The following is a 25,075-nucleotide window of genomic DNA, read 5'->3' on the forward strand; positions in this document are numbered from 1 at the left end:
CTCATGAAATTCGCCCGTGACACGTGGCTGATCTTCCAGCGCCAGATCCAACTCCTGCTACGCAACCCGGTCTGGGTCTTCGTCGGCGTGTTCCAGCCGGTCATGTACCTACTGCTCTTCGCCCCGCTGCTCAAGCCCGCACTGAACGCGCCCACCCAGGCGGCCGCCTACAAGATCTTCGTACCGGGTCTGCTGGTGCTGCTGGCCATCTTCGGTGGCCTGTTCCAGGGCTTCGGCCTGATCGCCGAGCTGCGAGCCGGCGTCATCGAACGCTCCCGGGTCACCCCGATCAGCCGCCTCGCCCTGCTGCTCGGTCGCTCGCTGCGCGACGTGGTCTCGCTCCTGGTGCAGGCCGTCATCATCACGCTGCTGGCGCTCATCTTCGACCTGCGCGTGTTCATCGGGGACCTGCTGCTGGCGTACCTGATGCTCGCCCTGATCGCCCTCATGACCTCGGCCGTCTCCTACGGCGTCGCCCTCAAGGTCAAGAGCGAGGACGCGCTGGCCCCGCTGATGAACACAGTGGCGCAGCCGGTGCTGCTGCTCTCCGGCATCCTGCTGCCGCTGACCTTCGCACCCGGCTGGTTGCAGGGCGTCGCCAACTGGAACCCGTTCTCCTGGGCCGTCGACGGCACCCGGGCACTGTTCGCCGGTGACCTGGGCAGCGACAAGGTCTGGCAGGGCCTCAGCATCACCGCGGTCCTCGCCGCGCTGGGCGTCTACTGGGCCGCACGCCAGTTCGCCCGCAGCGTTCGCTGACGCCGGCTTTCGCTGTTCCTTGATGGTGGGGTGTCCCCTGGTGGGGACACCCCACCATCGTGTTCGGCGGTCGGCGGTCGGCGGTCGGCGGTCAGCGGTTGTCGGCGGTCAGCGGACCCGGGCGAGGGTCAGGCCGTCCGCGATCGGCAGCATCACCGGGTCCACCCGCACGTCGGCGAGGACCTCGTCGTTGAACGCGGCGATGGCCCGGTCACCAGCGTCCTGCGGGGCGATGACCCGCCCACCACGCAAGACGTTGTCGACGGCGATCACCCCACCCGGACGCATCCGGGGCACCAACTCCGCCCAGTAGATCGGGTAGCCGGTCTTGTCCGCGTCGATGAACGCGAAGTCCAGGTGCCGCTCGTGCGGCAACTCCCGCAGCCCGTCCGCGGCCGGGCCGATGCGCAGGTCGATCGAATCCTGCACCCCGGCCCGCGCCCAGTAGCGCCGGGCGATGCCGGTGAACTCTTCCGAGATGTCGAAGCAGGTCAGTCGCCCACCCTCGGGCAACCCGCGGGCGATCGCCAGCGACGAAAGCCCGGTGAACGTGCCGACCTCGACGGCCTGCCGCACGCCGAGCAGCCGGGTGAGGAACGTCAGGAACGCGGCCTGCTCCGGAGCCACCTGCATGGTGGCGTGCTCCGGCAGCACCGACCGGGTCTCGTCGGCCAGGTCACGGATGATCTCGTCCGGCGGGGAGCCGTGTGCGACCAGATAGGCGTGCAGCTCATTGGTGAGCGGGATCGACTTGGTGGTCATGACCGGACGTTACCGAGCGGCTCGACCGTTTGGCCGCCCGGCGCGACAGTCGTCCACAGGTCGGTGATCCGCAGATCCAACTCGGCGAGGAGCCGGCGCAGCAGCGGCATCGACAGCCCGACCACAGTCCCCGGGTCACCCTCGATCCGTTCCACGAACGGCCCGCCCAGCCCGTCGATCGTGAACGCGCCGGCCACCGCCAGCGGCTCACCCGTGGCAACGTAAGCGGCGATCTCGTCGTCACTGATGTCAGCGAAGTGGACCGTGGTCGACGCGACAGCCTCCGCGCGCCGCCCTGCGGCAACGTCGACCAGGCAGTGCCCGCTGTGCAGAACGCCGCTGCGCCCCCGCATCCGCAGCCACCGCCGGGTCGCGTCGGCCGCATCCGCCGGCTTGCCGAGAATCTCCCCGTCGAAGGCGAGCACCGAGTCACAGCCGATCACCAACGTCCGCTGATCGGCGCTCGGGTTCAGCCGGGTCAACACCGCCTGCGCCTTCAGGCGAGCCAACTCCAGGCACAACTCCTCGGCCCGCTCGGTCACCACCAGGGATTCGTCCACCCCGCTGACCAGCACCTCCGGCTCGATGCCAGCAGCCTGGAGCAACTTTCGACGGGCAGGGCTCGCCGAAGCGAGCACGAGGCGGAGCGGCAAAGTCTCAGACACCAGCCCGACGTTACCGCCCATCCCCCCACCAAGACCGACACCCCGCCCCAGCACCCACCGCCCGACCGCTGCGTCGGTGGCCCGGCCGGGCCGAGCGCCCTTGATCCACTCGACTTCCAGAAAAACGCGCTATCCCGGGCGCTGGGACACCACGATTTCCTGAAAGTCGAGTGGATCACCGCTTGGTGATCGTTCAGCGACTGATTCTGGGTGGCGGATCATCACCGCGTCGACGTCGCCGCGCTATCACGGCCCACCCAACCCCGGCAGCCACGAGCACCCCTAGAGTGGCCAGGCCGCGCGCAGTCGCGCTATCACTCTCATCACCCGGCTGAGCGCCGGCCGTCGTGGTCGAGTCAGCACCGGCCGGAGCGCTCACCGATTCAAACCCGAGCGGCGGTACGTCTGCCGTCAGCGCCGCCACAAGATCGATGACCCCGTAGCCGTACTCGTCATCACGCCCAGGAGGGCCCTTGTCGACGGCGGTAGCCGTGAGCCGGTGCGCCACCTCGCGGGCCGGCAGGTAGGGGTACTTGGACCTGATCAACGCAGCCGCGCCCGCAACGATCGCCGTCGCGTCGGAGGTGCCAGTGCCTTTGCGGTACTTGCCGTCGAGACTCGTGCTGTAAATGTCGACGGCGGGAGCAACCACGTCAATCTCCGGCCCAGATACCGAAAAGCTGGCATGGTTTCCGTTTTGATCTACGCCGCCTACGGAGATCACCCCCGGATAGGCTGCCGGAAAGCTAACATATTTGTCCCGAGGTCCATTGCCTACCCCTGCAACCACGACGACATTCGCCTGCATTGCCATCTCAATGGCTCGTTTGAGTCGACTATTTGGCCCTGCGACGGAAGAGATGCTGATAACCGAAGCGCCTTTGGCGACAGCAAACTCAATCCCAGTCGCAAGGTTGTCGCTGTCGCCGTCTTGATCTGTTCGGCTAGTTCGGATTGGTAGGATTTTGGCTTCTGGGGCGATGCCGAGGGCGCCAAGATTTCCGGACTGTCCGTGGGCAGCGATTAGCCCGGCCATTCCGGTGCCATGGCTGTCTTCGTCCTGCCAACCGTCGCCCCCGTCGGGAGGGACGATGTCGGTGCCGGTTAGGAGATTATCGCGAAGGTCGGGGTGCGGCGTGACGCCGGTGTCCGGGACGGCCACAATCACGGCCATGCCTTTGCTTAACCTTTGAGCTTCGTTTACCTTTAGATAATCCAGGTGCCACTGATCCTTGCGTATCCGCTCGACATCCTTCGGTCCAGGATTGTTCTGAGCTGACGTCGGAGCTGGAAGCAATGTGAATGTGAGGCTGAGGCTGGCCAGCAGCACTCCGGACACCCGCAGGGTCAACGGTCTATGCCAATTGCTGGGCCGGGGTCGATGGGGCCTTCATCATTCGGTGGTCGAACGATTGGGGCGACGCCTTCGTCTGTCGCCCAGGGGTTGTCAGGGTCCCAGCGGCGCCTTTCCGCGTCTGGACCTATCCGAAAGCCAGGCTGTGGAGATGCTGCGCCACCTGGGTTTTGGCCGGCGCCGTGACCGATGCTGGAGCCGAAGCCGAAGGGCGGAGTTTGTTGAAGCGGGCTCAAGCCTCGGCCGCCTCCAGGGCGAGATCCTGCGCCGCCAGTGGGCCCTGTTCCGGCGCCGCCGCCACCTATTACACCGCCCACCGGATTAATGCGGCGCGGTGTGCTGGCGCCAGCTGCGGGTGAGCCAAATCCCATCGCGGGCACTCCGCCGATTAGGCCACCAGGAGGCATTGGACGCGGTTGTGCCGCAGGTTTACTCGTGGAGCCCGGGGCGCTGGCCGGGGGGGTCGTTGGGTGGGGCAGCAAACGCCGCGCCTCAGAAGCATCACCACGTGCGGAGCTGGCAGGCGGTAGGGGCGGCATCCCGACTCCAGGTGTTGGACCGGATACCGCTGGCGGCGTAGCTCCGATTGGCGGGACAGGGACTGTGGAACCGGGAGTGATTACGTTGCCTGTTCCGCCAAGAACTGGTCCGACGCCAGGGTTTGTTATTGGCCAGCCTTGAGTTGCGGAAGCCCTCGGGCGGATTGTAGGGGATCTTGAGAGGGGTACCGCTATTATTGGAGGAATTACAGGGGCAGCGGAAGCTCCCCCGTAAACATTCGCCTCGCTCTGATCGATCCCGGGGTTCGCCCTAGGCGTCACGGGTGGTTTTTGGAGGGTTGCTTGGGCTTGTTGGAGTTCGCCGCTCAGGTTGAACATCATGGATCGGGCCTGCACGTTGAGGCGTTCCAGTTCGCCGTCGGCAACAGGCGGCGTGGTGGCCCGGTTGCCCATTACCGCTTTCGGGTCCGCGACCATCGACTTGTACGCCTGCTGCTGCTGGAACTTGGTCGCGTACTCCTCATAGATCTTGCGGAGTGCGGCGCGGGTGGTGCCGATGGCCTGGGTTGCGGCGGACAGCGCGGTGTAGTTCGCGGCGGCAGCGTCGTGGGTGCGCTGCACCTTGTCGATGAGTTCGTCGAGTTCGGCGAGGTACGTGCGGGAGGCGGCGCTGGTTTCGGGGGGCCATGCCTCGGCGAGTCCGCGTCGGTACTGCTGGAGGCGGCCGAGGTGAATTTGCGCCAGGTCGCAGACCTTGCGCCAGCCGGCGACCTGTTTCCAGTGGTTGGCGGTGTCGTGGTCCTGGAGGCAGGCCCACATGCTGTGGACGTCCATGAGGTGCCAGTCGGTGAGGCCGGAGGTGCGGCCGGTGCCCCGTTCGATCACGGCAGCACCACCGGCCCTTCGGCGTCGGGACCGGTCGGGTCGGTCAGCATCGACGTGGGGCCGCCGGGCAGCATGTTCAAAGGGTTGGCGAGGGCGCGTTGCACGTCCACCACTCGGGCGGCGGTGAAGGCGTCGCTGTCGGCGTAGTGGGTGGCGACCTGATCGGCGGCGGCGGCCAGGTGGCCGGTGGCGCCTCGGACGGCGTACACCATGTCGGCGGTGGCCTGCTGCGTCTCGTGGTGCGCGTGCAGGAACGTGACCAGCTCGATGAAGGCGTCGCACGGGTTGGGCAGCTTCGCGGACATGTCTTCGGCGATGTACGACAGGTGCGGCGCGTAGTTGCTCTCGACCTCGGCGGCGAGCCGGTCGGCGAACTCTCTAAGCTGGCTGATGTCGGCTTCGATGCCGCCGTAGCCGCGCAGCCAGGGTGCTGGCCGGTCCTCTTCGGGGATCATGGATCCTCCCTACCCGTAACGGCACCGCTTCCCTGAGTGAGGTTAACGGCTCAACGCCACCCTGACAGCCCCCGTACGGCGGGTCTCAAGGTCAGCGGGGCAGGCCGGCGGCGCGCCACCCACGGGAGTTGCCCGGTCGACCACTGCGCGCCCAGGCGGACGCGGTCGGCTGCGCGGGGGCGGCGGTCGGACGGGAGCGGATGATGATCGCCCCCACCAGAGCGGCCAACTCCTCGGCGGTGGGCACGCCGCGGACGACCCGGAACAGCGGCTCTTCGGCAGACATGCCGCCAGGGTACGCGGCGCGAAGTTACGGGAAGCGCACAGTGGCGTGCCGGCGGTGTGAGCGTCAGCGGGTCCGGGTACCGTCTCACCGATGTCGAACGCGCTGCCCCAACTCGTCGCTGACCGATACCGGCTGCTGTCGCCGCTCGGCCAGGGCGGCATGGGCCGGGTGTGGAAGGCGCGCGACGAGGTGCTCCATCGGGACGTCGCCATCAAGGAGTTGGTGCCGCCGCCCGGTCTCACCGATGAGGAGCGCCGCGAGATGCGCGAGCGCTCGTTGCGGGAGGCGCGGGCCATCGCCCGGCTCAACAACGCCAACGTCGTCCGCATCTTCGACGTGCTGCGCACCGACGGCGATCCGTGGATCGTCATGGAGTACGTGGCGTCGAAGTCGTTGCAGGACACGCTCGCCGAGGACGGCCCCGTGTCGGTGGCCCGCACTGTGGAGATCGGCCTGGGCGTGCTGGGCGCGCTCAGCGCCGCGCACAAGGCGGGTGTCATGCACCGCGATGTGAAGCCCGGCAACGTGTTGCTCGGCGACGATGGCCGGGTGGTGCTGACCGATTTCGGTCTCGCCACGATCCCCGGCGACCCCAATGTGACCCGCACCGGCATGGTGCTCGGCTCACCGGCGTACATCTCGCCGGAGCGGGCTCGGGACGGCACGGCCGGGCCGGAGGCCGACCTGTGGTCGCTGGGCGCGACGCTCTACGCGGCGGTCGAGGGCAAGTCGCCGTACGCCCGGCCGTCGGCGATCGGCACCCTGGCCGCGTTGGCCACCGAGCCGATTCCACCGCCCAAGAACGCCGGTCCGCTCAAGGCCGTGCTCAACGGGCTGCTGCGCAAGGACCCGAACGAGCGGATCACCGCCGAGGTGGCGGAGCGGTTGCTGCGCCGCGCCGGCGGCAAGCGGTCGCGCGGCATCTCACTGCTTGATGGTGTACGCCGGCCGGGGCCGAACGGTCCGCGTGAGCCGCGCCTGCCGGTGGTGCCGGCCCCGCGACCGGCCGAGAGTGTCGACCGGCCGGTGTCGCCGCCGCTGGCCTCCGCCGCGACCACCTCCGCCGCGACCTCCGCTGCCGCCGCGACCCCCGCCGCCGATGCCACGCCGACGGCCGTCGTCTCCTCCGGTGCGGTCGCCGACCCGACCGCGATCGTGCCGGTCGAGCCGACCGCAGCGGCGCTGGCCGAGCCGACCGCCACGATCGACCGTCCGTCCGATGCCGACCCGTCCGATGCCGAGCCGACCGCGAAGGTCACGGCCGCGCCCGTCACGAGCGGCGACGGTACGACGAACGTCGACGACGAGCCGACTGTCGTCGACGGTCCGCCGGTGGCTCCGGAGCAGCGCAAGCCGACCACCCCGACGTCGCTCATGCCGCCGGTGACTCCGGCCGGCCGCGCGGCGGTGCCGCTCTCGGATGGCACCAAGCCGAACAACACCCGACGTAACCTGCTGATCGGTGCCGTGGTCGCGCTGCTGCTGATCGGCCTCGTGGTAGTCGTGCCGATGCTGACAACTGACGACGACAAGACCCCGCAGGCCAACCCGACCGGTGCCGCCGCGACCTCGGGGGCCGCGCCGACCTCCGCTGCCGCGCCACCGCCACCCACCAGCGGTGCCCCCAGTGCGACGCCGTCGGCCACGCCCTCGGTCGACCCGAACGCGCTGCCGGCTGGCTGGAAGCTGCACAAGGACCCCGCCGGCTTCGCCCTGCCGATACCCGATGGCTGGGTGCGCCGCGACGCTGGTCAGAACACTGTCGTCTTCGACGAGTCCAACGGGCCGGGGGAGTTGCTCGTCCAGTGGACCTCCACGCCGAAGAAGGACGCATACGCCGACTGGAAGAGCATCGAGGGCGGGCGCAAGAACGAAGTCAAGAACTATCAGTACCTGAACATCGAGCGCTGCACCTTCTGGAAGACCTGCGCGGACTGGGAGTGGCTGGAGACCCGCGACAACACCAGGATCCACGTCCGTAACCGCGGGTTCGTGACGGCCAGCAACCGTGGTTACGCGCTGCGGTGGGAGATCCCGGAGAAGGACTGGCAGGCCAACCTGCCGAACTTCGACCGCATCGCCAAGGGCTTCGTGCCCGACCGTCAGGACTGAAACTCATTCGCATGACCTTGCGTCGTCCTGGGTAATTGACCTTAGACGACGGATGGAGGCACGACATGGGTTACCGACGGAGGGACGCTCGGCCCCGACTGGCACTGTGGATGCTCGTGGCGCTCGGCGACGCGATCCTGCTGCTGGTCAGCGCGGGGGTTTCGGTGCTCGTCGCACTGCTCGGCGTCGTGATCGTTGCCGGCTTTGGCGCTGCCTGGCGGTTGACACGCAGGGGCGCGCTGGCTCGTGAGGATGCTGTGGTGCCGGCCCTGAGCCGGCGGCGGGCTTGACCTGTACCCGGTGGTGTGGCGGCAGCCGGACCGATTGTCGACCGTGATGGTGACCGTCGATCCCGCTGCCGCCAACGGCCCGGTCAGGTGTTGTTGGCCAACGCGATCAGGCGGCTCCTGTCGCCGTTCCAGTAGTTGCGGTCCACGTTGCCGCTGATCCCGGAGACCGCGCCGGTGCTGGTGTACTGCCAGAAGCTCCACACCGACGCGCCCGCCGGCAGGGCGCCGGGCGTGCTCGACCAGCGGGCCAGCCAGAGCGGGTGGTTCGCCCACGGGCCGGTCCAGCTGCCGGTGCACTGGTTCCACCAGCTCGTGGTGGTGTAGATGACCGCGTACCGGCCGGTGCGGGAGCGGTAGGTGTTCAGGAAGTCCTGCACCCAGTTGCGCATCCCGGTCGTGCTGAGCCCGTAGCAGTAGCCACCGGCGTACGGGTTGCCCTCGATGTCCAGCGCGGCCGGCAGGGTGCGGCTGTCAGCAGACCAGGCGCCGCCGTTGGAGGCCAGGTAGTTGGCCTGGGTGGAGCCGGCGGAGATGTTCGGGCGGGCGAAGTGGTACGCCCCGCGGATCACCCCGGCGTTGTACGAGTTGACGTAGTTGGCGTTGAAGTTCGGGTCCTTGTAGCTGGTGCCCTCGGTCGCCTTGATGAAGGCGAACTGGATGCCCGCGTTGCGGACGCTGGTCCAGTTGATGGTGCCCTGGTAGCGGGACACGTCGACACCGGGTGTGGTGGCGGCGGCCGCCGGTCCGGCGGTCGCGACCAGGGCCGCCGCCGCGGTGGCGAGGACGGTGAGGCCGGCCGCGAGCGCGCGGCGCAGCGATGATCGGGTACGGGCCATGAGTGCCTCCAAGGACGTCGCTCTATCGACATCCATCTTTGGAGGTAAGTACCCTAGATCACAAGGGTGACCGGAAAAAAGCTTCATAGACGGGCGTTGAAGGCCCTCTGGCCGGAGTGGAACGGATCAGCGCAGCGCGGCCGGGTCGAGCTGCCAACGGAACGGCTCGACGACGCTCAGCGTCTCGCCGGGCTTTGCCACCTGATCCTCGACGTAGTGCTCACCGTCCAGCCGGAACAGCCGCAACGAGTGGCCGTCACCGTCCTGCTCGACCAGCAGATGCCAGGGGATTCGCGCAATGGCGTAGAGCTGCATCTTGAGCAGGCGGTCGGCGGCGGCGTTGCCCGGCGAGACGACCTCACCGACGAGAGACACCCGGTCTGAGTCGAGGTAGGTGCCGTCGTCGTCGGCGTCGGTGACGACGAGATCCGGAATGACGACCCGGTCGACGCCGAGCCGGACGTTGATCGCGTCATAGACCAGGAGACCGCGAGGCTCTGCTGCTGCCTCAATGCTGTTCGCCAGTCGACGCGACACCCGTTGGTGCCGTCGGCTCGGGGCAGGGCTCACCAGCAGGCTCCCGTCGAGCAGCTCGATCCGGTCGGGCGTCTCGCCCAGGGCGAAATAGTCGGCCTCGGTCCACAGGCCGACGTGCGGCTCCAAGGGGGCTGCGCTCACCTGCGTCCGCCTTCCGCTTCGGAACTGACCTGCTCGAGTCTCACAGGATACGAGCCGGTGCCTCGGGAGCGACACGGAACGCCGCCGGTAGGCTCGCGCCCCATGATGTCGATCGACGGGCTGGGCGACCTGTGGGACACGCTGTTCGGCGCGCAGCCGGACCCGCCCGCGCTGCTGGTGCTGATCACCGGGGCCGTCGCGCTGGTGGTGGTCTCCACCCGGCTGCCATGGCGGATCGCCCGTAACGCCATCACCATCGCGCACGAGGGTGGGCACGCCCTGGTCGCCCTGCTCACCGGCCGCAAGCTGCACGGCATCCGGTTGCACTCGGACACGTCCGGGCTGACGCTCTCCGCCGGCCGCCCCACCGGGCCGGGCATGATCCTCACCCTGCTCGCCGGATATGTCGCACCGCCGCTGGTCGGGCTGGCCGGCGCCTGGCTGCTCGGTGGTAACCGGATCACCCTGCTGCTCTGGGTGGCCGTGGCGCTGCTGCTGGCCATGCTCGTGATGATCCGCAACGCCTTCGGCGTGGTGTCGGTGCTGGTCACCGGGGCGCTGGTGTTCGCCGTCTCCTGGTACGCGACGCCGCAGGTCCAGGCCGCCTTCGCGTACACCGGGGTGTGGTTTCTGCTGCTCGGTGGGGTACGGCCGGTGGTCGAGCTGCAACGGCTGCGCTCCCGGGGCCGGATGCCCGCCTCCGACGCCGACCAACTCGCCGGGCTCACCCCGTTCCCGCCGCTCTTCTGGGTTGGCGTCTTCGCCCTCGTCAACCTGGCGGCGCTGATCGCCGGCGCGCTCCTGCTCGCCGGCCCGATCCTCACCGACGCCGGCCTGACCACCGGCTGACCGGCGAGCGGAAGGCGCACGGGCGGGCAGAATGGGGCCATGCGATACGTGATCATCGGGGCGGGTGCGGTGGGCGGGACCATCGGCGTACGACTGGCTGACGCCGACCGCGACGTGACAGTGGTGGCCCGCGGTGCCCACCTGGACGCGATCCGCGCGCGGGGTCTGACACTGCGGCAGCCCGACGGTGCTGTCACCGCCCGGCTCGCGGCGGTGGACCGGCCCACCGACCAGCCGCTGCCTGCGGACACCGTGCTGATCCTCACCGTGAAGTCGCAGGACACCGCCGGCGCGCTTGCCGCCTGGGTGGACGCACCGGTGGTCGGCGGCGGCACGGCTGGCGAACGTCTGCCGCTGGTGACAGCGCAGAACGGGGTGGCCAACGAGCGGGCCGCGCTGCGCCTCTTCGCCGACGTGCACCCGGTCTGCGTCTGGCTGCCGGCCACGCACCTGGACCCGGGTGTGGTGGTCGCCAACGGGTACCCGCATCCCGGGATGCTCCACATCGGGCGGTACCCCGGAGGCGCCGACGACACCGATCGGGCGATCGCCGCCGACCTGACCGCCGCCGGCTTCGTCGCACCGGTCCGCACCGACGTGCTGCGCTGGAAGTACGGCAAGCTGCTCAGCAACCTCGGCAACGGACTCCAGGCGCTGCTCGGCCGGGACATCCCGGACGCGCTGGTCGAGCGGGTACGCGCGGAGGGCGTCGCCGCGCTCGCCGCCGCCGGCATCGCGCACACCTCGCCGGAGGAGGAGAAGGCTGAACGCGGCGACCTGGTCGGGCAGCGCCCGGTCGACGGCGAGGCCCGCTCCGGCGGCTCCACCTGGCAGAGCCTGGCCCGGGGCACCGGCTCGACCGAGGTCGACCACCTCAACGGCGAGATTGCGCTGCTCGGCCGGTTGCACGGCGTGCCCACACCGGTCAACGTCGCCGTGCAGCGGGCCGTACGCCGGGCAGTCCGGGAGCGGATCGGGGCCGGCGCGTTCCCGCTCACCGAGCTGGAAAAGTCGATCGCCTGACGGGGCAACCAACGGCCCTTGCCGGTGCGTGTTCCCAGCGACCGACACGGGGAGGTAGCGGGTGCCGGACGTCGACGGGTTCGACGAGTTCTACCGGGGGAGTCGGCAACGGCTCCTCGGGTTCGTCTACGCCCTCACCGGCGATCGGGGCGAGGCGCAGGACGCCGTCCAGGAGGCGTACATCCGGGCGTGGCAGCGCTGGTCAACGGTCAGCGGGTACGACGACCCGGAGGCGTGGCTGCGGGTGGTGGCCAGCCGGATCGCGGTCAGCCGGTGGCGCAGTCTGCGCAGCCGGACCCGCGCCTACCTGCGGCACGGTGCGACCGAGACGGTTCCCGGGCCGGGCACCGACACCGTCGAGGTGGTCGCCGCGCTGCGTCTCCTGCCCGAGGAACAACGCGTCGCGCTCGCCCTCTACTACCTGATGGGCATGCCGGTCGCCGACGTGGCGCGGGAGACCGCGGCCCCGGTGGGCACGGTCAAGGCTCGACTCTCCCGGGGGCGTGCCGCGCTCGCCGGTCTGCTCGCCGTCTCTGACCTGGAGGAGGCAACCGATGCGTGACGACCCGACGTTCGTCGAACAGATTCAGCGAGACCTGCGGGACGTGCGCTGGCTCGCCCCGGAGGAGATCCGCTTCCGGGCCCGCCGCCGTGGCCAGCGCAGGATCGTGGTGGCCACCGTCGCGCTGGCTCTCGCCGGGGTCTCCGCCGTGGCGGTCGCCGCCCCGAGGAGGTCCGCGCCGCCGGTCCCGCCGGCCGCCGCGCCCTCCGCCTCGCCGACCCGGCACGAGATCAGCACCGACGCCCTGTTGCAGCCGGCTGACCTGCCGCAGCAGGTCGACGTGCAGCTCAGCCAGTCCGGGCTCGGTGAGCCGGTCCAACTGGATTACCAGCTCGACTACTGTCGGACGAGCCAGGGGCGCTCGGACGGCCGAAAGATGTCCATCCTGTCCCGCTCGCAGACCCTGGTGCACAAGCAGTCTCCGAGCGTTGCCACGCGAAGTAAGGGCGTGTTCACGCAGGATCTCTTTCGGATGGTGCCCGAAGCAGCCACGCAGCTCTTCGCCGAGCTGGACGAACTGGTCGCACCCTGCGCCGAGTGGCGCAGCGTCGGGCCGGTGAAGACGGCAGAGGGCATCCGCACGATGGAGGCGGTCCACCGGTGGTCGGTGGTGCAGCGGGGCTTCGCCGGGGACGATGCCGCCATCCTGCGGGACTCGCTCAGCGCCCCCCGGGACGTGCAGACCGGGCAGGCGCTCGCCGACGATCCGTCGCCCATCCTGCTGGCGGTCGTCCGGGTCGGCGACAGCGTCTCGGTGCTCCGCCCCTGGACGGGGGGCACCGAGGCGGAACTCATGCAGCTCGCCGTGGAGGCCGCGGCCCGGATGTGTGCCGCCGCCAACCCGCCCTGCTGACCTCCGCCCGCGCGGCGAACGCCTGCCCGCGCGGCGAGGCCGGTCCGCGCGGCGAGGCCCGCCCGCGCGGCGAAGACCCGGTCCGCGCGGCGAGGCCCCGCTTGGCGGCCATGATCCGCACAACATCGGGATGTTGCTGCCTCACGCCGCCCTGAGGCAGCAACATCCCCGATGTTGCGGGGACCAGGCGCGGACAAGACGCAGGGCGGGCGGGCCAGGCAGCGCTCAGAGCGGGATGTTGCCGTGCTTCTTGGGCGGCAGGGTTTCCCGCTTGGTGCGCAGGACGCGCAGCGCCCGCACGATCTGCGTCCGCGTCTCGTGCGGAGCGATCACCGAGTCGATGTACCCGCGCTCGGCGGCCACGTACGGGTTGGCCAGGGTGTCCTCGTACTCGGCGACCTTCTCGGCCCGGACCGCCGCCGGGTCCTCGGCGCCGGCCAGCTCGGACCGGTAGAGGATGTTCACCGCGCCCTGTGCGCCCATGACCGCGATCTGAGCGGTCGGCCAGGCGAAGTTCAGGTCCGCGCCGAGGTGCTTGGAGCCCATCACGTCGTACGCCCCGCCGTACGCCTTGCGGGTGATCACGGTGACCTTGGGGACGGTCGCCTCGGCGTACGCGTAGATGAGCTTGGCGCCCCGGCGGATGATGCCGTCCCACTCCTGACCGGTGCCGGGCAGGAAGCCGGGCACGTCCACGAAGGTGAGCACCGGGATGTTGAACGCGTCGCAGGTGCGAACGAACCGGGCGGCCTTCTCCGAGGCGGCGATGTCCAGGGTGCCGGCGAAGTGCATCGGCTGGTTGGCCACCACACCGACCGGTCGCCCCTCGACCCGGCCGTAGCCGACCACGATGTTCTGCGCGTAGAGCGGCTGGACCTCCAGGAACTCCCCGTCGTCGAGGACGTGTTCGAGGACGGTGTGCATGTCGTACGGCTGGTTGGCCGAGTCCGGGATCAGGGTGTCCAACTCCCGGTCCTCGTCGCTGATCGCCAGCTCGGCGGGGGCGTCGACGACGACCGGCTCGTCGAGGTTGTTCGACGGCAGGTACGACAGCAGCGCCTTGACGTAGTCGACAGCGTCCTCCTCGTCGCTGGCGAGGTAGTGCGCGTTGCCGCTGCGGGAGTTGTGCGTACGCGCGCCGCCCAGCTCCTCCATGCCGACGTCCTCGCCGGTCACCGTCTTGATCACGTCCGGGCCGGTGATGAACATGTGCGAGGTCTTGTCGACCATCACGGTGAAGTCGGTGACCGCCGGGGAGTAGACCGCGCCGCCGGCACAGGGCCCCATCACCAGTGAGATCTGCGGGATGACGCCGGAGGCCCGCACGTTGCGGAAGAAGATCTCGCCGTAGAGGCCGAGCGAGACGACGCCCTCCTGGATGCGCGCGCCGCCGGAGTCGTTGATGCCGACCACCGGGCAGCCGATCTTCATGGCCAGGTCCATCACCTTGACGATCTTCTGACCGAAGACCTCGCCGAGCGAGCCACCGAAGACCGTGAAGTCCTGGGCGAAGACGCACACCTGCCGGCCGTCCACCGTGCCGTAGCCGGTGACCACGCCGTCGCCGTACGGGCGGTTCCGCTCCAGGCCGAAGGCCGTGGACCGGTGCCGGGCCAGTTCGTCGAGTTCGACGAAGGAGCCCTCGTCGAGGAGCATCTCGATCCGCTCGCGGGCGGTCTTCTTGCCGCGTGCATGCTGCTTCTCCACGGCGCGAGCCGACCCGGCGTGCACCGCCTCGTCGACCCGGCGCTCCAGGTCCGCCAGCTTGCCCGCGGTGCTGTGGATGTTGGTCCCGGTCTCGGTAGTCACCCAGGGAATATAACGATGGTTCAGGTGGGTGCCGCTGTGCAGTACGCCTCAGTGTCGCCCGGAGCACCGCCGTAGGCTGGCGGAATGTCGGGCTCCCCGTACACCGATCTGGACCGGCCGCCGCTGTCGGCGGCCCGGCTGCGCCGCGCGCTGATCGCCCCGAACGGGCCGTGGGCCCGGCTGGAGCTGCGTGCCGAGACCGGCTCCACAAACGCCGACGTGGCCGAGGCCGCCCGGGCCGACGAGCCCGAGGGTCTGGTGGTGGTCGCCGAGCGGCAGACCGCGGGGCGGGGCCGGCGCGGCCGGGTCTGGCAGTCGCCGGCGCGGGCCGGCATCGCGACGAGCGTGCTGCTGCGGCCCGGCGAGGCCGTGCCGGAGCGCGGCTGGCTGCCGGCGACACCCACCGGGTACGGGTGGCTGCCGTTGCTGGCCGGCGTGGCGCTGGTCGAGGCGGTGGGCCGGCTGGCCGAGCTGGAGGCCACCCTCAAGTGGCCGAACGACCTGCTGATCGACGACGCGAAGTGCGCGGGCGTGCTGGCCGAGGCGGTGCCCGGACGCGCACCGGACCAACCGCCGGCCATCGTGCTGGGCATCGGGCTCAACGTGACGCTGCGCGCCGACGAGCTGCCGGTGAATCCGACCGGGCTGGCGGCCACCTCGCTCCAGTTGGCCGGCGCGGTGGCCACCGATCGGGATCCGCTGCTGCGGGCGCTGCTGCGGGCGGTCGCCGACTGGTACGACCGTTGGCGTTCGGCGGGCGGCGACGCGGTGGCCAGCGGCCTGCGCGAGGCCTACCTGGCGGCCTGCGCGACGATCGGCCGTGAGGTTCGCGTCCTGCTCCCCGACGGCGACTCCCTGACCGGCACCGCCAACGGGGTGGACCCGGACGGCCAACTGATGGTCACCACGTCCAGCGGCGCCCGAACCCTGGCCGCCGGCGACGTCCTGCACCTCCGCTGAGGACAGGCAAGATCACGAAGAGCCGAGTGGGCCCGCGCGGCGGATGTCGTGGTGGGGCTTGGGGGGTTTACCGTCTGCGCGTCCAGAAAATCGCGTTGGAGGTTCCCGTGGCGTTTCCTGAAGACGTGCTCACCGAGGACGAGCACGTCGTGCTGCACCTGCACCCGCACTGGAAGGCGCTGATCCGGCCGATCGCGGTGCTGGTGCTGGCCATCGCCGCGGTGGTGGTCGGCGTGCTCCTGTTGCCCGAGAGCGGCGGCGGTTCGATCGTGCTGGCCGTGATCGGGGCGATCGCCCTGGTCGCGGTGCTCTGGCTCGGCCTGTGGCCGTTCCTGGTCTGGCGCACCACCCACTACCTGTTCACCAACGAGCGAGTCCTGCTCCAGCAGGGTGTGTTCTCCCGGGACCGGCGGGACCTCCCGCTCGCCCGGGTCAACGACCACTCGATGAACCAGCGTTTCGTCGAGCGCCTGCTCGGCTGCGGGACGCTCACCATCGAGTCGGCCGGTGAGCGCGGCCAGTCGGTGCTCGCCGACGTGCCGGACGTGGGCAAGGTGCAGACCACCCTGTACGAGCTGGTCGAGGCACAGCACGACAAGCACTCGCTGGGCGATGGCGAGATGCGCGGCATGCTCGCCGACATGCAGGACGGCAAGCCGCTGCGCGACACCACCACCTGAACCGGACGGTCGGGACCCGCCCCTGCCGCACTGTCGGGGGTGGGTCAGTCGGGTCGGTGGGCCTCGGGTGAGTCGCCGCTCTCCGTCGGGTCGCCGTCGGACGACCCGACGGTGGACGGGCCTGCTGCGGTCGGGCCACCGTCGGGCTGGTCGACTGCGGGCTGGTCCGCGTCGGTCGGGGCGGCTTCGGGGGTTTCGGCCTCGGCGGGGTCGGCCTCGACCGGTCGCACGGCGAACCAGCCACGGAAGCGGGTCCGCAGCACCTCCTGCTCGGGCCGGTCGTCCGGGCCGAGGCGCAGCATGGTGCCGGTGAGGCTCACGGTGCCGAGCCCGGGGCGGGCGGTCGACGGCCGGGCGCCCATCACGTCGACCCGGACCGCGAGCCGGTCGCCGGCCCGCACGGGCGCGAGCCAGCGCAGCTCCTCCAGGCCGGGGGACGCGTCCGCGGCGGCCCGGGACAGCAGGTGGTCGACGTACGCGCGCATGAAAAGGCTGACGGTGTAGAAGCCGCTGGCGATCAGACCGCCGTGTCGGCTCGCGGCGGCCAGGTCGGGGTCGACGTGGTACCACTGCGGGTCGAAGCGGCGGGCGAAGGCGACCATCTCGTCGGCGTCCACGGTGACCACGCCAAGGTCGACGGTGAGCCCCGGGACGAGATCCTCGAAGAACAGCTCGGCCGGTCGGCCCGTACCGGAGCGGGCGTCGGGCGTCGTCACCGGCGGGGCGCGCGGCGGGTGCCGACGTGCAGCTCCGCGGCGAGTTCCGCGTCCAGGTCGACGGCGGGGCTGACGCTCAGCCTCGGGGCGCGACCCTGAGTGGGTGCGCCGGTTGGGACGTCGAGGCGTTGCGCGGCCTCCGCCTCCTCCAGCTCGGACACGGATTCCGCCAACTCGGCGACCGGGTCCATCTCCGCCATGGTGTCCCACTCGTCGCGCGGGATGTCGTGCCAGGTGGAGTCGGGCTTCGCGGCCTCGTCCTCGGCCGGTGCGACGGGTTGGAAGACGAAGGTGCGGTATGACCAGAACCGGAACAGCGTGGCCAGCATGACGCCGACAGTCTTGGCCAGATTCAGCGCCAGCAGGCCGTGTACGCCCAGGCCGTACTTGGCCGCCGCAACGGCGCCCAGTTCAATGAGCAGGCCAGCGCCGTTGAAAAGGAAGAAAAGAAGGTATTCCCGGCGAAGCGCTGATTTCGGGCGATCGCGGTACGTCCAGTGCCGATTCATGAGGTACGACGTGATGGTGGCGACGATGGTCGCGATCACTGTCGCCTTCAACTGACCATTGACGAAAACGGTCAGTGCAAGGGCATTGAACACCGCGTAATTGATGACGGTGTTGATGCCGCCGACGATGCCGAACTTGAGCGCCTCGTGGATGAACTTCTGCCAGCGCTCAGGCAGCAGGCGGACAAGACGCATGCGAAACACCTTAGGGCAGTCGGTGCGGCCGGCGATCACCGGCCGAACGAGATGGGCGGCAGGTCACGCCCCGTGGTCACGGTCGGGATTCACCTGCGGAACGGTCGGGGTTCCCGCTTCGACGAAGACGAACCGCCGGTACGACCAGAACCGAAACAGCGTGGCGAACCCCGTGCCGACGATGTAGCTGGCGAGGTTGTCCGCCAGACGCGTCTGGAACACCGCCGGCCAGATGGCGCCGAGCCCGTAGCGGCTGAGCGCGAGGCAGGCCACAGTGATGCCGAGACCGACCGCGTTGAAGAAGAAGAAGAGCGCGTACTCGCGGGCCGCGTTGTTGCGCTGGCGGTGCCGCCAGGTCCAGAACCGGTTGCCCACGAAGGCGACGGACGCGGCGATCACTGTGGAGATCGTCTTCGCCGTCAGCTCTTCGACGCCGTGCTTGCTCGTCATGTAGTTGAAGAGCGCGAAGTCGATGAGGAAGGCGAAGCCGCCCACCGTGGCGAACTTGCTCATCTCGCGGATGAGGTGACCGAAGCGGTCAAGAAGCATGCCGACGAGACCCCGTCGGGTCTGCCGGGGACCCGGTTGTTCCCCGGTCATCGTGGCGGCCACGGAGGGAGCCTACCGGCTGCCGGCCAGTCGGAGGGGTAGCAACGGCAAGCGGGCGTGGTCTTCCGGAGGGGCCCAGCGGCCGTGTGCGTAACCACTGCACAGAGCGTAGCCAATTGGGAGGACTGAGCCGCCACGGAACGGGAATCCCCGCACCGGTCGGCGGGGCAGGTCCACGGCCCGACCGCAACAAGCGTCCGCCGGGGTGCACAACAAGATTTGCGTGAAACTGCGCGGGAAAGCGGGTATCAGCTCGTGATGCCGCAGCGAGGCCGTAGCTTGTGCAGTTCTTCACAACCTGTCCCACTGACTCGGAAGGCTGCCCGGTTTACGCTGAGGCCAATCCCAGGTTTCCACGAAGGCGACGCATCGCGCCGCCGAGTCTCGTGCATCCCATAGATCGGTCAGCGTCGACCACAAGGAGATGTGTCATGGTTGCTCCGGCTGTTGTGCGGGGTATTGATCAGGCCCCGACGTCCCATCCGAAACTGCTCGCCTGGGTCCGTGAGGTCGCGGAACTGACCACCCCCGACCGTGTCGTCTGGGTGGACGGGTCCGACGAGGAGTGGCGCCGCCTCACCGATGAGCTGGTCGAGGCCGGCACCCTGATCCGGCTCAACCCCGAGAAGAAGCCCAACTCGTTCTACGCCCGCACCGACCCGACGGACGTCGCCCGGGTCGAGGAGCGCACGTACATCTGTTCCGTCGACGAGGCGGACGCCGGCCCCACCAACAACTGGATGGCGCCGGCCGAGATGAAGCGGACGATGACGGATTTGTACCGGGGCTCCATGCGCGGTCGCACCATGTACGTCATCCCTTTCGTCATGGGCCCGGTCGAGGCCGAGTCCCCCATGTTCGGTGTCGAGATCACCGACAGCCCGTACGTGGTCGCCTCGATGCGCATCATGACGCGGATGGGCACCCGGGTCCTCGAGGCCATGGGTGACGACGCGGACTTCGTGCACGCGCTGCACTCGATCGGCGCCCCGCTCGCCCCGGGCCAGCAGGACGTCGCCTGGCCCTGCAACGACACCAAGTACATCTCGCACTTCCCGGAGAGCCGGGAGATCTGGTCGTACGGCTCGGGTTACGGCGGCAACTCGCTGCTGGGCAAGAAGTGCTACTCGCTGCGGATCGCCAGCGTGATGGGCCGGGACGAGGGCTGGCTCGCCGAGCACATGCTGATCCTCAAGATCACCAACCCGGAGGGTCGGGTCTACCACATCGCCGGCGCGTTCCCGTCTGCCTGCGGCAAGACCAACCTCGCCATGGTGGAGCCGACGATTCCGGGCTGGAAGGTCGAGACCATCGGCGACGACATCGCCTGGATGCGGTTCGGCCCGGACGGCCGCCTCTACGCGGTCAACCCCGAGTACGGCCTGTTCGGCGTCGCGCCCGGCACCGACTGGAAGACCAACGCCAATGCCATGCGCACCCTGGACCGGGGCAACTCCGTCTTCACCAACGTCGGCCTCACCGACGACGGCGACGTGTGGTGGGAGGGCATGGGCGAGCCGCCGGCGCACCTGATCGACTGGAAGGGCGACGACTGGACGCCGGAGAGCGACAGCCTGTCCTCGCACGCCAACAGCCGGTTCTGCACCCCGATCACCCAGTGCCCGATCCTTGCCGACGAGTACTTCGACCCGAACGGCGTGCCGATCGACGCGATCCTCTTCGGTGGCCGCCGCAAGGACACCGTCCCGCTGGTGACCGAGTCCCGCGACTGGGTGCACGGCGTCTACATGGGCGCCACTCTCTCGTCGGAGACGACCGCCGCCGCGTCCGGCGCCGTCGGCGTGGTCCGGCGGGACCCGATGGCGATGCTGCCGTTCATCGGCTACCACGCCGGTGACTACTTCCGGCACTGGATCGAGATGGGCAAGGGCGCCGACGGCGACGAGGCGAAGCTGCCGAAGATCTACTACGTCAACTGGTTCCGCAAGGACCCGGACGGCTCGTTCCTCTGGCCGGGCTTCGGGGAGAACTCCCGGGTGCTCAAGTGGGTCGTCGAGCGGATCGAGGGCACTGCCGGCGCGGTGGAGACCCCGGTCGGCATGGTCCCCGCGCCGGACGCCCTGGACGTCGAGGGCCTGGACATGACCCCGGAGGATGTTCGGATCGCGCTGAAGGTCGACCCCGACGAGTGGCGTAACGAGCTGCCGATGATCACCGAGTGGTTCGAGAAGTTCGGTGACAAGCTGCCCGGCGTGCTCTGGGCCGAGTTGGACGCGCTGCGCGCCCGCCTCGACGCCGTGCAGCCGCAGCGGTAGGTGTGAACGAGGCAGTTCGCGGGCAACATCGGATTTCATGAGGACGGCCGCCGAGACCCAGGTCCGGCGGCCGTCCGCCGTCCGGGTGCTCACCACCCTGCTGGCGACGACGGCGGCGGCCACCGTCGTGGTCGAGCTGCTCAACTGGTGGTACGCCCCGGAGCAGGGTTTCGGGCTGGCCGTACGGACCGGCTGGGCCATGCTGCGCTCGTTCGGCTTCCTGCTGCTGATCGGGCACGTGCGACGGGGTCGTACGGTGGCCCGCCCGTTCGGGTTGATCCTCGCTGTCACCACGATCTTCGCGGTCGGCCGGCTCATCGTGCCCCGGCAGGGGGTGCCGCCACTGCCCGGCCTGCTCGGCTTCGCCATTCTCACGGCGCTCTGCGTCGCGGTCGTCTGGTTGCTCTACCGCTCGTCGGCGTTGGCCGGGCACCTGGTCCGGCACCGTCCACGCCTCGTCATCGACTCCGACGGCATCTCCTGGCGGGAGACTCCTCCACGCCGACCCCAGGCCAGCGCCTGGTTGTTGACCAGCCGCGTGGCGGCCTTCACCTACAGCCCGCTGATGCTGGTGCCGGCCCTGGTGGCCGGAGGTTCCATCCTGGATGGTCGACTGACCGCGGTTCCGGCAGTCCTTTTCTGGTTCGGCTCCGGCATCACGGCCAGCTACGCGGTGCTGTTCTGCACCGCGTTCCTGATGCGGGGCAGGGACTGGGCGCGTGGCCTGCTGGTCGTCGTCACGGTCGCCGTACTCGCCGTGGATCTGCCGCTGTGCTGGTGGCTGCTGGGCGTGGACGGCCTGATCCGCGACGGCGCGCCCCTGCTGGCGGCGGCCGGCCTGGCCCTCTACGGCCTCCGCCGCGCCGCCAGCACCCCCGACGCCAACCCAGCCTGACCCCCCCGCCCCCCGCCCCCCGCGCCCCGCCCCGCCCCGTCCCGCCCCGCGCCCGCCCCGCTCACGTCGATCATGGAGTTGTGGTGCCTGGTGCGCACGGTTATGCCGCTTTTGTGACCCAGCACAACTCCATGATCGACGCCAGGGGGCCGGCCTTTGACGACTCGGGCTGGGGGCGCGTTACCGGGAGCGGGCCCGGTGGGCTGGCAGGGGGGAGGATGGCGGGGTGGCGTCGGTCACAACGGCCGGCGTGAGCGGCGCAGGTGGATGGTCGGGGCGGTGCGGGAGCAGTCGCGTCGGCCGGAGGGAGGCGCGCGGTGGGCGACGAGTTCGACGTGGTGGTGGTGGGGGCGGGGCCGGCCGGGGCGGCAGCCGCGTTGACGGCGCGACGGGCCGGTGCCAGCGTGCTGCTGCTGGACCGGGCCGACTTTCCCCGGGACAAGGCATGTGGTGACGGGATCGCCGCGCACTCGGTGGACGTGCTCGCCGAGCTGGGGGTGACCGATGCGGTGGCGGGTTACGCCCCGCTGCCGGCGTTACGCATGATCTCGCCGGGTGGCGGCGCGGTGGCCCGGGCGCTGCCCCGGCCCGCGTACACAGTGCCCCGGGAGGTCTTCGACGCGCGGCTGGTGGCGGCCGCGGTGGCCGCCGGCGCGCAGCTGCGCCGGCACACGGTGCGCCAGGTCGAGCCGCGCGCCGACCGGGTGGTGCTCGACGGGCAGGTGTCCGGCCGGGTCGTGATCGGGGCGGACGGCGCCGGCTCGGTGGTGCGTCGGGCGCTCGGCCACCCGCAGAACCCCGACCGGCATCTCGCGTTGGCCATCCGGGGGTACGCCCCGGCTCTGCCCGGCCCGTCCGAGCAGCTCATCGTCACCTCGAAGGCGCGCTGGCCGGCGTACGCCTGGTCGTTTCCGATCGGCGACGGACGGGCGAACGTCGGGTACGGGGAGGTCCTGCGCGGTGAGCCGCTGAACCGCGCGTACCTGCTGGACCGACTGGCCGCGCTGCTGCCCGGGACCGATCTGGCGACTGTGACCGCGTTGCGCGCCCATCACCTGCCGCTCTCCACGCACCGGCCGTCGCCGGGGCGAGGGCGCACCCTGCTGGCCGGGGACGCGCTGTCACTGATCAATCCGTTCACCGGGGAGGGGATCTTCTACGCGTTGCTCTCCGGCGCGCTCGCCGGGGCGGCGGCGGCCCGTTCGCCCGAGGGCGCGGCTGGCCGCTACGCCGACGGGTTGCGTCGCCGCCTCGGCACTCACCTGCGGCACAGTTCGGTCGCGGCCTGGCTGGCCCGGCGACGTCGGGTGGTGGACGCGGCGGTCCGGGCCGCCCGTCGGGACGACCGGGTCTTCTACGACGTGGTCGAGTTGGGACTGGGTGACGGACGCCTCACCGCTCGTACGCTCGCACTGATCGGCGCCGGTCTGGGCGGCGGGGATGGGGCTCCGAGGCAGTGAACCGGCTGAAGGGTCGCTACGCTGCTAGGTGATGACGCTGCGGAACCTTATCTACTCCGTGTACGAGCGCCGGCTCACGGCGAAGCTCGCGGGTAAGCCGGTGCCCCGGCATGTCGGGGTGATGTGCGACGGCAACCGCCGATGGGCGAGGGAGATGGGCTTCGTCGACCCGAACGACGGGCACCGGGTCGGCGCGGCGAAGATCAAGCATGTCCTCGGCTGGTGTGACCAGGCCGGCGTCGGGCACGTGACCCTCTACCTGCTGGCCACCGACAACCTGCGCCGTCCGGCCGCCGAGCTGGACCCGCTCCTCAAGATCATTGAGGATCTGGTGGTGGAGCTCTCCGAGGAGGGCAACCCCTGGCGGCTGCGCATCGTCGGGGCGCTCGACCTGCTGCCGGCGCAGACCGCGGCGGCGCTCAAGGGTGCCGAGGAGCGCACCCGCGAGCGCACCGGCGGCGCGGAGGTCAACATCGCGGTGGGCTACGGCGGTCGCCGGGAGATCACCGACGCGGTCCGTTCGCTGCTGCTGGAGCACGCCGCCACCGGCGGCACGCTGGAGGAGCTGGCTGAGGTGCTGGACGTCGAGCACATCGCCGAGCACCTCTACACCCGGGGCCAGCCCGACCCGGACCTGGTCATCCGCACCAGCGGCGAGCAGCGACTGTCCGGTTTCATGCTCTGGCAGTCCGCGCACTCGGAGTTCTACTTCTGCGAGCTCAACTGGCCCGATTTCCGGCACATCGACTTTCTGCGGGCCCTGCGCTCGTACGCCACCAGACAACGTCGCTACGGCGTCTGACCCGGCGGCGACGCCGTCGGTCGCAGCTCGGTCGGGTCAGGGCAGGTGGGTCAGTGCCTGGGTGAGGAAGTCGCCAAGGGCGGCCGGCGACTCGATGGTCAGGTCGGCGGCGTTGGCCACCTCGTGTCCGGTCTCCGGGTTGGCCACCGCCACGCAGACGCCGAGGAAGTCCGGGTCGGCGGCGGCACGAGCGCGCAGGGCGGCGAAGGCCTTGATGTCGGAGACGTCGTCGCCGAAGTACCAGGCGCCGGTGGCACCCTTGATCGCCTCGCCGATCACCATGCCCTTGTCCCGGTCGACCGGCGGCTTGAGCTCCAGCACCATCCGCCCGGCCTGCGAGCGCAACCCCAGCCGGTCGGCCTGCGCCTGCCCCCACTGCTGCACTGTCGCGCCGAGTTGCGGGGCGGTACGCCAGTGCAGCGCGACCGAGAGCCGCTTGTACTCCACGAGCGTGCCGGGCGGCAGCTCCGCCCGAGCCAGGTCGGCCAGCTCCGCCATGGTCGGCACCCAGGGCAGCGCGGCCGGTTCGGTGACTGTCTCCCCGCCGGAGTGGCTGTGCTCCAGCCCGTACAGGCCGTAGAGGTCCACGCCGGCGAGCCCGCCGAGCTGATCCCGAAGGAACTCGACGGGTCGGGCGGAGACGATCGCGACCCGCTGCACGACCGGGGCGAGCGCCTCGATCGCGGCCAGCGCCTTGGGAGCCGGGCGTACCGCGGTCGGATCGTCGTCGACGGGCGCGAGCGTGCCGTCGAAGTCGAAGAAGAGCACGGTCCCGGCCGCCCGGCTGGCGGTTATCCGCCAGGCCTGGTCGGCGTTCAACGGGGTTCTCGGCTGCTGATTGCCCAGATTCAACGGCGGCACGCGCGTCAGCGTACCCCGGCGATCCAGGCTCATTCCTGGCCGAGCGGACCCATTGAGCGGTAAGCGATCAGCGTTCGGCGGCTCCTCGTCCGCGCCGGCCGAACGGCACCACTGCCGCCTCCTGGCCATGGCTCAACAGGTAGCCCTCCACGAACCCGGTGTTGCGATCGCCGGTGTGGTTCTCGATCTCGTTGAGCCGGCCCACCAGGAACTCGGTGAGCGCGCTGATTCGGTTGTTCAGACGCTCGTGCAGCTCGGCGACGACGGCCAGAACGACCGCGGTGCCGGCGGTGATGAGCGCAAAGAGGTTGACGAGCAGCGGCAGCTGCCCGCCGTCGACCGCCAGGGTCACTGTGTTGCCGGTCGCCCACAGTGTCACCGACACCGTTGCGACCACGACTGCCAACCACTTCAGGGTCATGGACAGACCCCTC

At 70.0% G+C, this 25,075-nt stretch carries 26 protein-coding genes; 13 read left to right on the top strand and 13 right to left on the bottom strand.

Annotation, left to right across the window (positions count from 1 at the left end; genetic code table 11):
• Window positions 1–3 precede the first annotated feature (3 nt).
• Window positions 4–759: an ABC transporter permease gene (locus tag ABZS40_RS02435; protein WP_266303685.1), complete on the top strand. Its 756-nt coding sequence runs from the start codon at window positions 4–6 to the stop codon at window positions 757–759.
• A gap of 108 nt (window positions 760–867) precedes the next feature.
• Here the strand turns inward: ABZS40_RS02435 and ABZS40_RS02440 are convergent, their stop codons facing one another.
• The 5 genes from ABZS40_RS02440 to ABZS40_RS02460 all read right to left on the bottom strand — a co-directional run bounded on the left by ABZS40_RS02440 (window position 868) and on the right by ABZS40_RS02460 (window position 5,666).
• Window positions 868–1,521 (bottom strand): O-methyltransferase, encoded by a 654-nt coding sequence (locus tag ABZS40_RS02440; protein WP_354941078.1) that lies wholly within the window; start codon window positions 1,519–1,521, stop codon window positions 868–870.
• Window positions 1,518–2,186: a Maf family protein gene (locus tag ABZS40_RS02445; protein ID WP_354941081.1), complete on the bottom strand. Its 669-nt coding sequence runs from the start codon at window positions 2,184–2,186 to the stop codon at window positions 1,518–1,520. Before ABZS40_RS02445 ends, ABZS40_RS02440 begins: the two co-directional genes overlap by 4 nt.
• Window positions 2,187–2,379: 193 nt before the next feature.
• The gene (gene mycP, locus ABZS40_RS02450; RefSeq protein WP_354941584.1) at window positions 2,380–3,483 is read right to left on the bottom strand and encodes a type VII secretion-associated serine protease mycosin; all 1,104 of its coding nucleotides are present in this window, start codon (window positions 3,481–3,483) and stop codon (window positions 2,380–2,382) included.
• Window positions 3,484–4,921: 1,438 nt separating this feature from the next.
• Window positions 4,922–5,380, bottom strand: a complete 459-nt coding sequence (locus tag ABZS40_RS02455; RefSeq protein WP_124858015.1) for a hypothetical protein — start codon at window positions 5,378–5,380, stop codon at window positions 4,922–4,924.
• A gap of 91 nt (window positions 5,381–5,471) precedes the next feature.
• On the bottom strand, window positions 5,472–5,666 hold the full coding sequence (locus ABZS40_RS02460) for an acyl-CoA carboxylase subunit epsilon (protein WP_354941084.1): 195 nt from the start codon (window positions 5,664–5,666) through the stop codon (window positions 5,472–5,474).
• Between the two features lie 90 nt (window positions 5,667–5,756).
• Here ABZS40_RS02460 and ABZS40_RS02465 point away from each other — a divergent pair, with 90 nt between their 5' ends.
• A complete protein-coding gene (locus tag ABZS40_RS02465) occupies window positions 5,757–7,778 on the top strand; it encodes a protein kinase (RefSeq protein ID WP_354941087.1) in 2,022 nt (673 codons plus the stop codon).
• Between the two features lie 65 nt (window positions 7,779–7,843).
• On the top strand, window positions 7,844–8,068 hold the full coding sequence (locus ABZS40_RS02470) for a hypothetical protein (RefSeq protein WP_354941090.1): 225 nt from the start codon (window positions 7,844–7,846) through the stop codon (window positions 8,066–8,068).
• An 83-nt stretch (window positions 8,069–8,151) separates the two neighbouring features.
• Here the strand turns inward: ABZS40_RS02470 and ABZS40_RS02475 are convergent, their stop codons facing one another.
• Both ABZS40_RS02475 and ABZS40_RS02480 read right to left on the bottom strand, forming a co-directional pair.
• Window positions 8,152–8,904, bottom strand: a complete 753-nt coding sequence (locus ABZS40_RS02475; RefSeq protein WP_091394392.1) for a GH25 family lysozyme — start codon at window positions 8,902–8,904, stop codon at window positions 8,152–8,154.
• A gap of 126 nt (window positions 8,905–9,030) precedes the next feature.
• Window positions 9,031–9,582 carry a Uma2 family endonuclease gene (locus ABZS40_RS02480; RefSeq protein ID WP_354941093.1) on the bottom strand — a complete coding sequence of 184 codons (552 nt, stop codon included), beginning with the start codon at window positions 9,580–9,582 and terminating at the stop codon, window positions 9,031–9,033.
• Window positions 9,583–9,684: 102 nt separating this feature from the next.
• Between ABZS40_RS02480 and ABZS40_RS02485 the strand changes: the two genes are divergently transcribed.
• From ABZS40_RS02485 to ABZS40_RS02500, 4 genes are all read left to right on the top strand, one after another.
• The gene (locus ABZS40_RS02485; protein ID WP_354941096.1) at window positions 9,685–10,431 is read left to right on the top strand and encodes a M50 family metallopeptidase; all 747 of its coding nucleotides are present in this window, start codon (window positions 9,685–9,687) and stop codon (window positions 10,429–10,431) included.
• Window positions 10,432–10,470: 39 nt separating this feature from the next.
• Window positions 10,471–11,454 carry a 2-dehydropantoate 2-reductase N-terminal domain-containing protein gene (locus ABZS40_RS02490; protein ID WP_354941099.1) on the top strand — a complete coding sequence of 328 codons (984 nt, stop codon included), beginning with the start codon at window positions 10,471–10,473 and terminating at the stop codon, window positions 11,452–11,454.
• Window positions 11,455–11,515: 61 nt separating this feature from the next.
• The gene (locus tag ABZS40_RS02495; protein ID WP_354941102.1) at window positions 11,516–12,016 is read left to right on the top strand and encodes a SigE family RNA polymerase sigma factor; all 501 of its coding nucleotides are present in this window, start codon (window positions 11,516–11,518) and stop codon (window positions 12,014–12,016) included.
• A complete protein-coding gene (locus tag ABZS40_RS02500) occupies window positions 12,009–12,869 on the top strand; it encodes a hypothetical protein (protein WP_354941105.1) in 861 nt (286 codons plus the stop codon). Before ABZS40_RS02495 ends, ABZS40_RS02500 begins: the two co-directional genes overlap by 8 nt.
• A 225-nt stretch (window positions 12,870–13,094) precedes the next feature.
• On the opposite strand, the gene ABZS40_RS02505 is transcribed toward ABZS40_RS02500, so the two are convergent.
• The gene (locus ABZS40_RS02505) at window positions 13,095–14,678 is read right to left on the bottom strand and encodes an acyl-CoA carboxylase subunit beta (RefSeq protein ID WP_354941108.1); all 1,584 of its coding nucleotides are present in this window, start codon (window positions 14,676–14,678) and stop codon (window positions 13,095–13,097) included.
• Window positions 14,679–14,762: 84 nt separating this feature from the next.
• Here ABZS40_RS02505 and ABZS40_RS02510 point away from each other — a divergent pair, with 84 nt between their 5' ends.
• Both ABZS40_RS02510 and ABZS40_RS02515 read left to right on the top strand, forming a co-directional pair.
• Window positions 14,763–15,638, top strand: coding sequence for a biotin--[acetyl-CoA-carboxylase] ligase (locus ABZS40_RS02510; protein WP_354941111.1), 876 nt, complete (start codon window positions 14,763–14,765; stop codon window positions 15,636–15,638).
• Between the two features lie 107 nt (window positions 15,639–15,745).
• Window positions 15,746–16,318: a PH domain-containing protein gene (locus ABZS40_RS02515; RefSeq protein WP_354941114.1), complete on the top strand. Its 573-nt coding sequence runs from the start codon at window positions 15,746–15,748 to the stop codon at window positions 16,316–16,318.
• Window positions 16,319–16,362: 44 nt separating this feature from the next.
• Here ABZS40_RS02515 and ABZS40_RS02520 read toward each other — a convergent pair whose 3' ends face one another.
• From ABZS40_RS02520 to ABZS40_RS02530, 3 genes are all read right to left on the bottom strand, one after another.
• A complete protein-coding gene (locus ABZS40_RS02520) occupies window positions 16,363–17,034 on the bottom strand; it encodes a MaoC/PaaZ C-terminal domain-containing protein (protein WP_354941116.1) in 672 nt (223 codons plus the stop codon).
• A complete protein-coding gene (locus ABZS40_RS02525; RefSeq protein WP_354941586.1) occupies window positions 17,031–17,738 on the bottom strand; it encodes a GtrA family protein in 708 nt (235 codons plus the stop codon). Before ABZS40_RS02525 ends, ABZS40_RS02520 begins: the two co-directional genes overlap by 4 nt.
• Window positions 17,739–17,801: 63 nt before the next feature.
• Window positions 17,802–18,350 carry a GtrA family protein gene (locus ABZS40_RS02530; protein ID WP_354941119.1) on the bottom strand — a complete coding sequence of 183 codons (549 nt, stop codon included), beginning with the start codon at window positions 18,348–18,350 and terminating at the stop codon, window positions 17,802–17,804.
• Between the two features lie 428 nt (window positions 18,351–18,778).
• Here ABZS40_RS02530 and ABZS40_RS02535 point away from each other — a divergent pair, with 428 nt between their 5' ends.
• The 4 genes from ABZS40_RS02535 to ABZS40_RS02550 all read left to right on the top strand — a co-directional run bounded on the left by ABZS40_RS02535 (window position 18,779) and on the right by ABZS40_RS02550 (window position 23,780).
• Window positions 18,779–20,623: a phosphoenolpyruvate carboxykinase (GTP) gene (locus ABZS40_RS02535; RefSeq protein ID WP_354941122.1), complete on the top strand. Its 1,845-nt coding sequence runs from the start codon at window positions 18,779–18,781 to the stop codon at window positions 20,621–20,623.
• A gap of 37 nt (window positions 20,624–20,660) precedes the next feature.
• Window positions 20,661–21,518 carry a hypothetical protein gene (locus tag ABZS40_RS02540; RefSeq protein ID WP_354941125.1) on the top strand — a complete coding sequence of 286 codons (858 nt, stop codon included), beginning with the start codon at window positions 20,661–20,663 and terminating at the stop codon, window positions 21,516–21,518.
• Between the two features lie 317 nt (window positions 21,519–21,835).
• Window positions 21,836–22,978, top strand: a complete 1,143-nt coding sequence (locus ABZS40_RS02545) for a geranylgeranyl reductase family protein (protein WP_354941128.1) — start codon at window positions 21,836–21,838, stop codon at window positions 22,976–22,978.
• A gap of 31 nt (window positions 22,979–23,009) precedes the next feature.
• Window positions 23,010–23,780 carry an isoprenyl transferase gene (locus tag ABZS40_RS02550; protein ID WP_354941131.1) on the top strand — a complete coding sequence of 257 codons (771 nt, stop codon included), beginning with the start codon at window positions 23,010–23,012 and terminating at the stop codon, window positions 23,778–23,780.
• A gap of 36 nt (window positions 23,781–23,816) precedes the next feature.
• Here ABZS40_RS02550 and otsB read toward each other — a convergent pair whose 3' ends face one another.
• A complete protein-coding gene (gene otsB, locus ABZS40_RS02555; protein ID WP_354941134.1) occupies window positions 23,817–24,641 on the bottom strand; it encodes a trehalose-phosphatase in 825 nt (274 codons plus the stop codon).
• A 67-nt stretch (window positions 24,642–24,708) separates the two neighbouring features.
• Window positions 24,709–25,062: a hypothetical protein gene (locus tag ABZS40_RS02560; protein WP_354941137.1), complete on the bottom strand. Its 354-nt coding sequence runs from the start codon at window positions 25,060–25,062 to the stop codon at window positions 24,709–24,711.
• Window positions 25,063–25,075 lie beyond the last annotated feature (13 nt).

Source organism: Micromonospora sp. NPDC005324, assembly GCF_040607155.1.
GTDB classification, from domain to species: domain Bacteria; phylum Actinomycetota; class Actinomycetes; order Mycobacteriales; family Micromonosporaceae; genus Micromonospora; species Micromonospora trifolii.